Annotated in this window: 9 protein-coding genes; 4 read left to right on the plus strand and 5 right to left on the minus strand. The window is 72.6% G+C overall.

Annotated features, from left to right (window positions below; genetic code table 11):
• Positions 1-76: 76 nt before the first annotated feature.
• The gene (locus J3P32_RS15720; RefSeq protein ID WP_210440988.1) at positions 77-1,357 is read right to left on the minus strand and encodes an acetyl-CoA C-acetyltransferase; all 1,281 of its coding nucleotides are present in this window, start codon (positions 1,355-1,357) and stop codon (positions 77-79) included.
• An 88-nt stretch (positions 1,358-1,445) separates the two neighbouring features.
• Between J3P32_RS15720 and J3P32_RS15725 the strand changes: the two genes are divergently transcribed.
• Both J3P32_RS15725 and J3P32_RS15730 read left to right on the plus strand, forming a co-directional pair.
• A complete protein-coding gene (locus tag J3P32_RS15725; protein ID WP_307861730.1) occupies positions 1,446-2,873 on the plus strand; it encodes a 3-oxoacyl-ACP reductase in 1,428 nt (475 codons plus the stop codon).
• Entirely contained in the window at positions 2,873-3,763 is an 891-nt protein-coding gene (locus J3P32_RS15730) for a MaoC/PaaZ C-terminal domain-containing protein (RefSeq protein ID WP_210440990.1), read from the plus strand. The genes J3P32_RS15725 and J3P32_RS15730 overlap by 1 nt, the downstream gene beginning before the upstream one ends.
• Positions 3,764-3,820: 57 nt before the next feature.
• Here J3P32_RS15730 and J3P32_RS15735 read toward each other — a convergent pair whose 3' ends face one another.
• From J3P32_RS15735 to J3P32_RS15745, 3 genes are all read right to left on the minus strand, one after another.
• A complete protein-coding gene (locus J3P32_RS15735; RefSeq protein WP_210440992.1) occupies positions 3,821-5,077 on the minus strand; it encodes a M23 family metallopeptidase in 1,257 nt (418 codons plus the stop codon).
• Positions 5,078-5,253: 176 nt separating this feature from the next.
• On the minus strand, positions 5,254-6,120 hold the full coding sequence (locus J3P32_RS15740; protein ID WP_210440994.1) for an acyl-CoA thioesterase: 867 nt from the start codon (positions 6,118-6,120) through the stop codon (positions 5,254-5,256).
• Positions 6,120-7,079, minus strand: coding sequence for a PAC2 family protein (locus tag J3P32_RS15745; protein ID WP_210440996.1), 960 nt, complete (start codon positions 7,077-7,079; stop codon positions 6,120-6,122). The genes J3P32_RS15740 and J3P32_RS15745 overlap by 1 nt, the downstream gene beginning before the upstream one ends.
• Positions 7,080-7,197: 118 nt before the next feature.
• Between J3P32_RS15745 and J3P32_RS15750 the strand changes: the two genes are divergently transcribed.
• Entirely contained in the window at positions 7,198-8,415 is a 1,218-nt protein-coding gene (locus J3P32_RS15750; protein ID WP_210440998.1) for a thiolase family protein, read from the plus strand.
• Entirely contained in the window at positions 8,412-10,487 is a 2,076-nt protein-coding gene (locus tag J3P32_RS15755; RefSeq protein WP_210441000.1) for a 3-hydroxyacyl-CoA dehydrogenase NAD-binding domain-containing protein, read from the plus strand. The genes J3P32_RS15750 and J3P32_RS15755 overlap by 4 nt, the downstream gene beginning before the upstream one ends.
• A 406-nt stretch (positions 10,488-10,893) precedes the next feature.
• On the opposite strand, the gene J3P32_RS15760 is transcribed toward J3P32_RS15755, so the two are convergent.
• Positions 10,894-12,411 (minus strand): amino acid permease, encoded by a 1,518-nt coding sequence (locus tag J3P32_RS15760; protein ID WP_210441002.1) that lies wholly within the window; start codon positions 12,409-12,411, stop codon positions 10,894-10,896.
• Positions 12,412-12,427: the final 16 nt, after the last annotated feature.

Consider the following 12,427-nt stretch of genomic DNA (forward strand, 5'->3'; position numbering starts at 1 on the left):
CTCACGGGACGGCTCGTTAAAGGATGTCGATCGGCCCCGACCCTACCGGACCGGCGGACCGCTCGGCTCGCGCGGCTCAGCGCTCGAGGATGGCGACCACGCCCTGCCCGCCCGCGGCGCAGATCGAGATCAGCGCGCGTCCACTGCCCTTCTGCGCCAGCAGCTTCGCGGCGACGGGCAGGATCCGCCCGCCGGTCGCGGCGAAGGGGTGGGCGGCGGCGAGCGAGGAGCCGGTGACGTTGAGCTTGTCCCGGTCGATCGCGCCCAGCGGTGCGTCGAGGCCCAGCCGCTCCTTGCTGAACACCGGGTCCTCCCACGCCGCGAGCGTCGCGAGCACCTGCGAGGCGAAGGCCTCGTGGATCTCGTAGAAGTCGAAGTCCTGCAGGGTCAGGCCGTTGCGCTCGAGCATCCGCGGGACGGCGTACGCCGGGGCCATCAGCAGCCCCTCGTGGCCGTTGACGTAGTCGACCGCCGCGGTCTCGGCGTCGACGAGGTGCGCCAGGACCGGCAGGCCGCGCGCCTCGGCCCACTCGTCGCTGGCGAGCAGCACCGCCGACGCACCGTCGGACAGCGGGGTGCTGTTGCCGGCGGTCATCGTGGCGGCGGCTCCCTTGCCGAAGACCGGCTTGAGCGTGGCGAGCTTCTCGACCGTGGAGTCCGGGCGCATGTGGTTGTCGCGCTCGACGCCGCGGAACGGCGTGACCAGGTCGTCCTGGAAGCCCTCGTCGTAGGACCGGGCGAGGTTGTGGTGCGAGCGCGCCGCGAGCTCGTCCTGCGCCTCGCGGGTGATCCGCCACTCGACGGCGGTCAGGGCGGCGTGCTCGCCCATCGACAGCCGGGTGCGGGGCTCGCCGTTCTGCGGGACGTCGAGGCCGATGTCGCCGGGGCGGATCGAGCCGAGCGCCTTGAGGCGGCTCGCGGTGTCCTTGGCGGCGTTGACCTTCATCAGCTTGCGACGCAGCTTGTCGCTGATCGCGACCGGGGCGTCGGAGGTGGTGTCGGTGCCGCCGGCGACGCCGACGTCGATCACGCCGAGCGCGATCTTGTTGGCCACCTGGATCGCGGCCTGGAGGCCCGTCCCACAGGCCTGCTGGATGTCGGTCGCCGGAGTCTCGGGCGCGAGCCGGGAGCCGAGCACCGACTCGCGGGTCAGGTTGAAGTCGCGCGCGTGCTTGAGCACCGCTCCGGCGACGACCTCGCCGAGGCGCTCGCCGCGGAGGTCGAACCTGTCCACGAGCCCGTCGATCGCCGCGGTCAGCATCTCCTGGTTGGAGACCCCGGCGTAGACGGTGTTGGACCGTGCGAACGGGATGCGGTTGCCGCCGACGACAGCGACGGGACGAGTGGTGGGCTGCATGTTCCTATCCTTGCCGGTGGCGCGCCCCGCGCCAACGGGGTGAGGTCCACGTCACGAAAAGTGGACGGTGAGTTGCACTCCGAGTTACATGTCCCGCACCCGGCGCCCGCACGTCCCCCTCTCCGCACGACCCGACCTCGACCCGACCTCGACCTCGACCCACGACAAGGACACCGCCACCATGAGTGACCGCTACCAGGGCTTCGCGTCCTCCCCGATCGGCCGGCTGGTCGTGAAGAACCTCGGCCTGCCGAACCCCGTCGCGCTCGAGCGCTGGGCCGGGGGCGACGCGCTCGTCGACGGCCTCGTCGTGCTCGGCGGCACCGGCCGGCTGACGGCCACCCTGCCCGCCACGCTCGACGGACTCGGCATCGCGTCTGCCACGACGCTCGAGGAGGGCGCCCGCGCGAAGGCCCTGGTCTTCGACGCGACCGGGATCACCGACACCTCCGGCCTCGTCGCGCTGCAGGAGTTCTTCACCCCGCTCCTGCGGCGGCTGGAGTCCTGCCCCCGGATCGTCGTGCTCGGCACGCCGCCGGAGCAGCGGAGCGGTTCCGAGCGCATCGCCCAGCGCGCGCTGGAGGGCTTCACGCGCAGCCTCGGCAAGGAGGTCGGCCGCGGCGGCACGGTCCAGCTCGTGTACGTCGCGCCCGCCGCCGACGGCGCCGTCGCCTCGACGCTGGGCTTCCTCCTGTCGCCGAAGTCGGCGTACGTGTCGGGCCAGGTGGTCCGCATCGGCGCCCACGGGGCGACCACGACCGACGAGGTGGCCGACTGGACCCGCCCGCTGGCCGGCAAGGTTGCGCTCGTCACCGGCGCCAGCCGCGGCATCGGCGAGGAGATCGCCCGCGTCCTGCACCGCGACGGCGCGAGCGTCGTGGGCCTCGACGTGCCCCAGGCCGCGAGCGAGCTGCAGACCCTGATGGCCGAGCTCGACGGCGACCACCTCGTGCTCGACATCACCGCCAAGGACGCGCCCCAGCGCATCGCCCACCACCTGCGCGAGCACCACGGCGGCGTGGACGTGGTCGTGCACAACGCCGGCATCACCCGCGACCGGAGGCTCGCGAACATGGCGGCGGACCGCTGGAGCAGCGTCATCGCGGTCAACCTCACCGCCCCCGAGCTCATCACCCGCGAGCTCCTCGACGCGGGCGTGGTCAACCCGGGCGGCCGGATCGTCGGCGTGGCCTCGATCGCCGGCATCGCGGGCAACGTCGGCCAGACCAACTACGCCACGTCCAAGGCGGGCGTCATCGGACTGGTGGACAGCCTGCGCGACGAGCTCGCCGACGGCATCACGGTCAACGCGGTGGCACCCGGCTTCATCATCACCCAGATGACGGCGGCGGTGCCCTTCGCCACCCGCGAGGTCGGCCAGCGCCTCAACGCCCTCGCCCAGGGCGGGCTCCCGGTCGACGTGGCCGAGACCATCGCGTGGTTCGCCAGCCCCGGCTCCGGTGCCGTCAACGGCAACGTGGTGCGGGTGTGCGGCCAGATGATGCTGGGCGCCTGATGGCGACCGCGCCGGAGGTCAGGCAGCTCACGGGCGAGCCCGGCGGCCTCACCACGCTGCTCCGCGCGGCGCTGCCCGTCGTGCCGGGCGTCAACCGGCTCCCCGGCGTGCGCAAGGGGTCCGCTCGCGACTTCTCCGGACTGGCGTACGCGCGTGAGGCCGTCGTCGCCGAGCGCGGCCGGGTCGACGCGTACGCCGCGGTGTGCGGGTTCCCGCGCCGCGACGTCGTGCCGCTGACCTACCCGCACATGCTCGCCTTCCCGCTGCACATGGCGATCATGGGCGACCCCGCGTTCCCCTACCCCGCCATCGGCATGGTGCACGTCGAGAACGCGATCACCGCGCACCGCGCCATCGGCGTCGGCGAGTCCCTCGACGTCACGACCTCGGTGGGGGCACCGCGTCCCCACGCGAAGGGCGTGCTTCTCGACTTCGTCACCGCAGTGGTGGCCGGCGGCGAGACGGTGTGGGAGTCGACGTCGACGTACCTGCGCCGCGGGCGTTCCGTCGACGGCGACCCGGCGCCGGGCATCGAGGTCCTCGACCCGCCCGTCGGGGGCGTCGAGTGGCGGCTGCCCGCCGGCCTCGGGCGCACGTACGCCGCGGTGTCGGGCGACGCCAACCCGATCCACCTCTACCCCGTCACCGCCAGGGCGCTCGGGTTCCGGCGCCAGATCGCGCACGGCATGTGGACCAAGGCCCGGTCGATCGCCGCGATCGAGAACCGGCTGCCGGCGGCCGTGACCGCGGAGGTGGCCTTCCGCAAGCCGGTGTTCCTGCCCGGCACGGTGGCCTACGCGGCCCGGCGCGACGACGCGGGGTGGACGTTCGCGGTGACGAGCCCCCGGGACGGCGCGCCGCACCTGCTCGGTCGCACGCGCCCCGCCTGAGGCTCCGCCCGAGGCGGGGCCGGACGCTCCGCCCGGGCCGCCGGGGCGTCGAGCGGCTCAGCCGCGGGGCGTGCCGAACCGCACGGTCCTGAGCGGGCGCCTGGCCGACGTCGGCGCCCGTCCCACTCCCTGGGTGAAGGTCGCCGTCGCGGGCGACCACACACCGAGGTCGGTGACGCCGTCGCCGTTCCAGTCGCCCGTCACGGGGAGGTCGCCTGCCGCGCCGAACTGCACGACCTCCAGCACGGACAGCCCGGCGGCGTCCACGCTGCGCAGCGTGAAGGTGGCCGTGGCCTGGTCGTACACGCCGAGGTCGGTCGTGCCGTTGCCGTCCCAGTCGCCGGTGACCGGCAGGTCGTCGGCGTCGCCGAGCCACACCTGGACGGCCGAGCCGTCGGGCATCCGCTGGTGGAACGTCCCCTCGGCCGCGCGCCGGACGCCGATCTCGGTGCTGCCGTCGCCGTTCCAGTCACCGCTGACCGGGATGTCGGAGGGCACGCCCCACCTCACCTTGACGATGCCGCTCGGCGTCTTGAGCTTGAACTTGCTCTTGCGCGGCGTCCGCACGCCCACGTCGAGCCGCCCGTCGCCGTTCCAGTCGCCGAGCAGCGGCTCGTCGTACGCCTTGCCGAACCTGACGGTGAGGGGTGCGGCACCGGCGACGTGGACGATGAACGAGGACTTGCGGGCCCGACGGAACACCGCGATCTCCGAGGCACGGTCGCCGGCGAAGTTGCCCGCCAGGGGGACGTCCACGCAGTTGCGGGAGGTCTGGGCGCCGCTGCGGAACTCGCTGCCGTTGAACCACGCGGGCACCACGCTGCGGCCGCTCTTCTCCTCGAAGTGCAGGTGCGATCCGGAGGAGTTGCCGCTGTCACCGAGCGTGCCGATCATCGCGCCCTGGTCGACACGCTGGCCGACGGCGACGACCACGCTGGCCAGGTGGGCGTAGAGCGTGCTCTCGCCGTTGCCGTGGTCGATGACGACCCAGCGCCCGTAGCCGCCGCGCGGCGTGGCGTACGCCGCCGTCACCACGCCCGCAGCGGCGGACACGACCGGTGCGCCGAGGTCGGGGTTGCGGTTCCAGTCGACCGCGTTGACGCTCGGGCTGTGCCCCGGCCGGGTCGAGCCCGTCCAGGTCTCCCCGCACGGGAAGGGCATCTGGAACGCCGTCACGGGCGCCGCCCGGCGCGCACCGGTCGCCGGGGCGGCGGGAGCGAGCAGCGCGAGGGCGGCCGCGGCGGCCACCAGCGTCGTCGCGCGCGGGGTCGTACGAGCAGTCGTACGGGCAGTCGTACGCGGGGCAGGACCCATCGGTGAGCGTCCTCGTCACGGGTGTCGAGCGGAGGGCGCTCGGGGCCGGCTGGATGCCATGCACCACATGAGTGCACGGCAGTCACGGCAGCCCCAATCGCCACATGAGCGATCACAGGTTACGGGCCGCGCGACACGCCCGTCACCCAAATGCGACGAATTACAACGATGTAATGCTATGTGCGGGGCTCGCGGACCCGGATCAGGCCCTCCTGCGCGACGGTCGCGACCAGGTCGCCGGACCGCGAGAAGACGCGGGCGAGCGCGAGTCCGCGGGCGCCACCGGCGAACGGGGAGAACTGGTCGTAGAGCCACCAGTCGTCGGCACGGAACGGACGGTGGAACCAGATCGTGTGGTCCAGCGACGCCGGCTGCAGGCGCGGCGATGCGATGGTCATGCCGTGCGGGACCAGCGCGGCGCCGAGCAGCGTGAGGTCGCTGGCGTAGGTGAACGCCGCCTGCTGGACGGTCGGGTCGTCGGCGAGCGTCCCGTCGACCCTGATCCAGAGCCGGGCGCGGGCCGTGTGCTCGGTGTCGTCGTCGATGCCCTGGCCGGTGATGCCGACGTGGCGCACGTCGAGAGCGGCCCACTCCCGCTCCCAGTCCTGGGCGGTCTCGGGGCCCTGAGCGCGGGCGAGCTCGATCAGCGGCAGTCCGTGCTCGGGCGCGGGCACCTCGGGCATCCGGTCCTGGTGCTCGAGCCCCGGCTCGGGGACCTGGAAGTTCGCGGTCATGTAGTAGATCGGTCGGCCGTGCTGGCGCGCCGAGACGCGGCGGGTGATGAAGGACCGGCCGTCGCGGATGCGCTCCACGTCGTAGACGATCGGCACGGTGGTGTCGCCGGGCCGCAGGAAGTACGAGTGCAGCGAGTGCAGGACGAAGTCGCCGTCGACGCTGCGGGTGGCTGCGACCACGGCCTGCGCGGCCACCTGTCCGCCGAAGACCCGCTGACGCGTCGTGCGCGCCTGCGAGCCGCGGAAGAGGTCGACCTCGAGCGGCTCGAGGTCGAGCAGGCCGGCCAGCTCGGCAGCACTCCCCGCCATCAGCGCTCCTCCCAGCCCGGGTCGGTGTCGTTGTCCTTCAAGGGGTCCCTCGACTGGTCGTCGAGGTCGGCGAGGAAGGCCTCGAAGGCGCTGCCGATCTCGTCGCCGGTCGGCAGCGGACCGTCGCCGGCCAGGAGCGAGGAGCCGCTGGCCTCGGCCTCGCGGAAGGAGTCGTACTGCTGCTCCAGCCCGCGGACGACCTCGCCGACCTCGTCGTGCGTGGAGAGGTAGCGGTCCACCTCGGTCTCGGTGATCTCGGCCGCCTCGCGCAGCTCACCGAGGTCGACGGTGAGCCGCCCCCCGATCTCGAGGTGCTCCAGCAGCACCAGGGCCGCCTGCGGGTACTCCATCTGCGCCAGGTAGTGCGGGATGTGCGCGACGAAGCCGAGCGCGTCGAGGCCCCACTCCCCCAGCCGGACCTCCAGGAGCGCCTGGGCGCTGGCGGGGACCCGCAGCTCGCCCTGCCAGGGGCTCTTGCCCGGCACCAGGTCGGGGCGGTTGGCGTGGGGGGTGATCGCGATCGGACGCGTGTGCGGCACGGCCATCGGCACCGCCCCCAGGCTCACCGTCCGGGAGACCCCGAAGTGGTCGACGACCTCGCGCACCGCACGCGCGAAGGCCTCCCAGCGGATGTCCGGCTCCGGGCCGGCGAGCAGCAGGAAGGGCGTACCACCCGTGTCGCGCAGGGCGCGGACCACCAGTCTCGGCGCCTCGTAGTCGGCGTAGTGGTCGCGCACGAAGGAGAGCGGGGGCCGGCGCGCGCGGTAGTCGTGCAGCGAGTCCACGTCGAAGGTCGCCACGACCTTGCCCCCGTCGGAGAGCCCCGCGAGGTGGGTCGCTGCGAGCTCCGCGGACTTGCCGGCGTCGAGGAACCCGGTAAGCACGACGACCAGGGTCAGGTCGCCGGCGTCGGCGAGCACCTCGGCGTCGTCGACGATGTGCACGAGTCGGTCGGCCATGCGCCCCACCCTAGTGACCCGCGCGGAGTGACCTGACACACACCCGTCTTCGTGGGCAGCCGTTGTTACCCGAAGGTAACGTGAGCGCACCCGTCCCCTCCGACCCTGGGAGCAGCCCGTGTCCCGTCCTCAGCGTGAGGTCGTCTTCGTCGACGGCGTGCGCACCCCGTTCGGCAAGGCCAAGGGCCAGTACGCCGAGACGCGCGCCGACGACCTCGTCATCAAGTGCATCCGCGAGCTGATGCGCCGCAACCCCTCCCTGCCGCCCGAGCGCGTCGACGAGGTCGCGGTCGCCGCCACCACCCAGATCGGCGACCAGGGCCTGACCATCGGGCGCACCGCCGCGCTGCTCTCCGGCCTGCCGCAGAGCGTCCCGGGCTACTCGATCGACCGCATGTGCGCCGGCGCGATGACCGCCGTCACCACCACCGCCTCCGGCATCGCCTTCGGTGCCTACGACGTGGCGATCGCCGGCGGCGTCGAGCACATGGGCCGCCACCCGATGGGCGAGGGCGTCGACCCCAACCCGCGCATCCTGTCCGAGCGGATCGTCGACCCCGACGCCCTCGTGATGGGCAAGACCGCGGAGAACCTGCACGACCGCTACCCCACCATCACGCGCGAGCGCGTGGACGCGTACGCCGTGCGCAGCCAGCAGAAGACGAAGGCCGCCTACGACGCGGGCCGGATCCAGCCCGACCTCGTCCCGGTCGCCACCCGCTCGGCCGACGCCGGCTGGGGCCTGGCCACCGTCGACGAGCCGATGCGTCCGGAGACCACGCTGGAGTCGCTCGCGGGTCTCAAGACCCCCTTCCGCTCCTCCGGCAACGTCACGGCGGGCAACGCCGCCGGCCTCAACGACGGTGCCACCGCCGCGCTGCTGGCCGACGAGGCGACCGCACGCGAGCTGGGCCTGCCCGTGAAGATGCGCCTGGTGACCTACGCCTTCGTCGGCGTCGCGCCCGAGGTGATGGGCGCCGGCCCCATCCCCGCGACCCAGAAGGCGCTCGACCTCGCCGGCCTGACCATCGACGACATCGACGCGTTCGAGGTCAACGAGGCGTTCGCCGTCCAGGTGCTGGCCTTCCTCGAGCACTTCGGCATCGCCGACGACGACGCCCGCGTGAACGCCTACGGCGGCGCGATCGCCGTAGGCCACCCGCTCGCCTCGTCCGGCGTCCGCCTGATGACCCAGCTGGCGCGCCAGTTCGAGGAGCGCCCCGAGGCCCGCTACGGGCTCACCACCATGTGCATCGGCATCGGGATGGGCGGCACCGTGATCTGGGAGAACCCGCACTGGACCGGCGCCGGCTCGGACGAGGGAGAGATCAAGTGAGCACCGACATCTTCGAGCGCGCCCGCGCGATCGTCTCCGACGCCGAGCGCGTGACGCAGGCGCACCTGCGCACGGTCGCGCTGCCCGGCGCGACCTTCGGGCTGATCACCCTCGACAACGGCGAGGACCACACCAAGCCCAACACGTTCGGCCCCGCCTCGCTGCTCGCGCTCGACACGGCGATCGACGCGGCTCTCGCCGACGACGCGATCGACGCGATCGCGGTGACCGGCAAGCCGTTCATCCTGGCGGCCGGTGCGGACCTGACCGCCATCCAGGGCGGCGGCCCCGACGCCGTACGGACCGTCGCCGAGCTCGGTCACGCGGTCTTCCGCAAGCTGCAGGACGGCGGCAAGCCGTCGTTCGGCCTGATCAACGGGCTCGCGCTCGGCGGCGGTCTGGAAGTGGCCCTGCACTGCACCTACCGCACGGTCATGGACTCCGCTCCCGCGCTGGGCCTGCCGGAGGTCATGCTCGGGCTCGTCCCGGGCTGGGGCGGCGCGTGGCTGGTGCCCAACCTCGTCGGCGCCGACACGGCGGTCACGCTGATCCTGGAGAACCCGCTCAACCAGGGCCGGACGCTCACCGGCACGGCGGCACACGAGCTCGGCCTCGCCGACGCGGTGTTCAGCGGGGCCGACTTCCTCGAGCAGTCGCTGCTGTGGGCTGCGTCGGTGGTCCGTGGCGAGGTCGTCGTCGAACGTCCCGAGGTGGACCGCGGCGAGGCGTGGGACGCCGCGATCGAGCGGGCACGAGCGATCGTCGCCGCGAAGACCGGCGGCGGCTCCCCGGCGGCGGCGAAGGCCGTCGAGCTCATCGCGGCCGCCCGCGACACCGATCGCGACGCCGGCTTCGCGGCCGAGGACGACGCGCTCGAGGCGCTCTCGCAGACCCCCGAGCTGCTCGCCTCGCTCTACGCGTTCGACCTCGTGCAGAAGCGGGCGAAGCGCCCCGCCGGCGCGCCCGACCGGTCCCTCGCCCGGCCGGTCACCAAGGTCGGCATCGTGGGTGCCGGCCTCATGGCCAGCCAGCTGGCGCTGCTCCTCGTACGTCGCCTCGAGGTGCCGGTCGTGCTCACCGACCTCGACCAGCAGCGCGCCGACAACGGCGTCGCCTACGTGCACGCCGAGATCGACAAGCTCCTCGCGAAGGGCCGGATCAACCAGGACAAGGCCAATCGCCACAAGGCGCTGGTGTCGGGCGAGACCGACAAGCAGGTCGCCTTCGGCGACGCGGACTTCGTGATCGAGGCCGTGTTCGAGGAGATGGCGGTCAAGAAGAGCGTCTACGCCGACGTCGAGAAGGTCGTCTCCGCCGAGTGCGTGCTGGCCACGAACACCTCGTCGCTGTCGATCACCGAGATGGCCGCCGACCTCGAGCACCCCGAACGGGTCGTGGGCTTCCACTTCTTCAACCCCGTCGCGGTCATGCCGCTGCTGGAGATCGTCAAGGGCGAGGCCACCGACGACGCGACGCTCGCCACGGCGTTCGCCACCGGCAAGGCGCTGAAGAAGACGACCATCCTCGTCAAGGACAGCCCGTCGTTCATCGTCAACCGGCTCCTCGGCCGGTTCATGAGCGAGGTCGCCCGGATCGTCGACGAGGGCACGCCGGTCGAGGTCGCCGACGGCGCCTTCGCCGGCATCGCCCCCATGCCGCCGTTCGTGCTGCTGTCGCTCGTCGGCCCGGCCATCGCGCTGCACAACAACGAGACGCTGGCCGCCGCCTTTCCCGACCGCTTCCACGTCTCCCCCGCGCTCGAGCGGATCGTGGCGGCGCGCAAGACCGCGTACTACGGCCCCGACGGCCGGCTCGACCCCGAGGTCGAGGCGCTGCTCGAGAAGCCGGGCTCGCCGGTGGTCCTCACCGCCGACGAGGTCCGCGAGAGGACGCTCGCCGGCCTGGCCGAGGAGGCCCGGCTGATGCTCGACGAGGGCGTCGTCGCGGCCCCGCAGGACATCGACCTGGCGATGATCACCGGCGCGGGCTTCTCGTTCTGGAACGGCGGGCTGACGTTCATGCTCGACGTCACCGGCATCGCGGAGAAGGCGACCGGGCGCCGCTTCCACTGAGGCTTGCCCGCGGGGCGGTGCGTGAGGCAGGTTCCCGAGCCGCAGAACCTGCACCACGCACCGCCCCACACCCGCACGCCCCGGCAGCGGTGCGTGAGGCAGGTTTCCGAGCCGCAGAACCTGCACCACGCACCGCCCGACGTCCGCACGCCCGCGCAGCGGTGCGTGAGACACGGTTCCCGAGCCGCAGAACCTGCACCACGCACCGCCCCACACCCGCACGCCGCAGCGGTGCGTGAGGCAGGTTTCCCAGCCGCAGAACCTGCACCACGCACCGCCCCACACCCGCACGCCCCGGCAGCGGTGCGTGAGACAGGTTCCCGAGCGGCAGAACCTGCACCACGCACCGCCCCAGCGGGGGCAGCAGCCGGGGGCCGCGGCGCGGCCAGCGTCGGCCGTACGACGATCAGGCGCCGGGGTCCGCGGGCACGTCGACGGGCCGGGTGCCGGCGAGCTCGCCGCGACCGAGGCGGCTGTGCGAGCGGCCGTAGAGGACGTACACGGCCAGGCCGATCGCCATCCAGACCAGGAACCGCACCCAGGTCTCGCCGGTCAGGTTGAGCATCAGGTAGAAGCACAGGAGCACCGAGAGCGTCGCGACGACGGACACCGCCGGGGTGCGGAACGCGCGCGGCAGCTCGGGACGGGTGCGTCGCAGCACGACGACGCCGATCGAGACGAGGACGAAGGCGAACAGCGTCCCGATCGAGACGAGGTGGCCGAGCGTCTCGAAGTCGACGAAGCCGGACAGCAGGGCGACGCCGATGCCGGTGATGGCGGTGATGCGGTAGGGCGTGCCGAAGGTGGGGTGGACCTTGGCCAGCGACGTGGGCAGCAGCCCGTCGCGGGCCATCGCGAAGGCGACCCGGGTCTGGCCCATCATCAGGATGAGGACGACCACGGTGAGACCGATGGTGGCGCCGACCGCGATGACGTTGCCGATCCACTCGACGCCGACCGCGTCGAAGGCGGTCGCCAGGGGCGCGGCGTCGGCGGGGTCGATGTCGGTGTAGTTCTGCATGCCGGTCACCACGAAGCAGACGGCGATGTAGAGCACGGTCACGATCGCGAGCGACCCGAGGACGCCGATCGGGACGTCGCGCTGCGGGTTGCGGGTCTCCTCGGCGGTGGTCGCGACGACGTCGAAGCCGATGAAGGCGAAGAACACGATGGCGGCACCGGCGATCACGCCGGCGATCCCGAAGACGGCGGGCTCGAGGCCGAAGATCGAGGTCACGAGGGGCAAGGACCAGAAGCTGCCCTCGGCGTCGCCGGTGGGCTGGCTCGGCGGGACGAACGGCGTGTAGTTGGCCGCCTTGACGTAGCCGATGCCCATCACGATGACCAGCGCCACGACGCCCAGCTTGATGGCGACGACGACCTGGTTGACCCGGCTCGAGAGCTTGATGCCGCCGATCAGGACGGCCGCGACGAGCAGCGAGATGAGCACGGCCGGCAGGTTCACGATGCCGTCGCTGGCCGAGGCGAGCGACGCCGGCACCTCGAGCGGCGTGCCCTCCAGCACGTTCTGGAGGTAGCCGGAGAACCCGGCCGCGAGCGCCGAGGCGCCGACGGTGAACTCCAGCACCAGGTCCCAGCCGATGATCCACGCGATCAGCTCGCCGAAGGTGGCGTAGGAGAACGTGTACGCGCTGCCGGCGACCGGCACGGTGGAGGCGAACTCGGCGTAGCAGAGGGCGGCGAGGGCGCACGCGAGGCCGGCGATGAGGAACGACACCGCGATCGCGGGACCGGCGTTGGTCGCCGCCACCTGGCCGGTGTAGACGAAGATGCCGGCGCCGATGATCACGCCGACGCCGAAGATGGTCAGGTCCAGCGCACCGAGGTTCTTCCTCAGGCGGTGCTCGGGGGCCTCGGTCTCGGCGATCGACTGCTCGACGGACTTGGTGCGGAAGACGCTCATCCCTGCAACCTAGGGC

The sequence above is a fragment of the Nocardioides xinjiangensis genome (assembly GCF_017916385.1).
In the GTDB taxonomy this organism is placed as follows: Bacteria; Actinomycetota; Actinomycetes; order Propionibacteriales; family Nocardioidaceae; genus Nocardioides; species Nocardioides xinjiangensis.

Excerpts from the sequence above, each read along its gene's own strand:
- J3P32_RS15720 (WP_210440988.1), bottom strand. The coding sequence starts at position 1,357 with ATGCAGCCCACCACTCGTCCCGTCGCTGTCGTCGGCGGCAACCGCATC.
- J3P32_RS15725 (WP_307861730.1), top strand. The coding sequence starts at position 1,446 with ATGTCCCGCACCCGGCGCCCGCACGTCCCCCTCTCCGCACGACCCGAC.
- J3P32_RS15730 (WP_210440990.1), top strand. The coding sequence starts at position 2,873 with ATGGCGACCGCGCCGGAGGTCAGGCAGCTCACGGGCGAGCCCGGCGGC.
- J3P32_RS15735 (WP_210440992.1), bottom strand. The coding sequence starts at position 5,077 with ATGGGTCCTGCCCCGCGTACGACTGCCCGTACGACTGCTCGTACGACC.
- J3P32_RS15740 (WP_210440994.1), bottom strand. The coding sequence starts at position 6,120 with ATGGCGGGGAGTGCTGCCGAGCTGGCCGGCCTGCTCGACCTCGAGCCG.
- J3P32_RS15745 (WP_210440996.1), bottom strand. The coding sequence starts at position 7,079 with ATGGCCGACCGACTCGTGCACATCGTCGACGACGCCGAGGTGCTCGCC.
- J3P32_RS15760 (WP_210441002.1), bottom strand. The coding sequence starts at position 12,411 with ATGAGCGTCTTCCGCACCAAGTCCGTCGAGCAGTCGATCGCCGAGACC.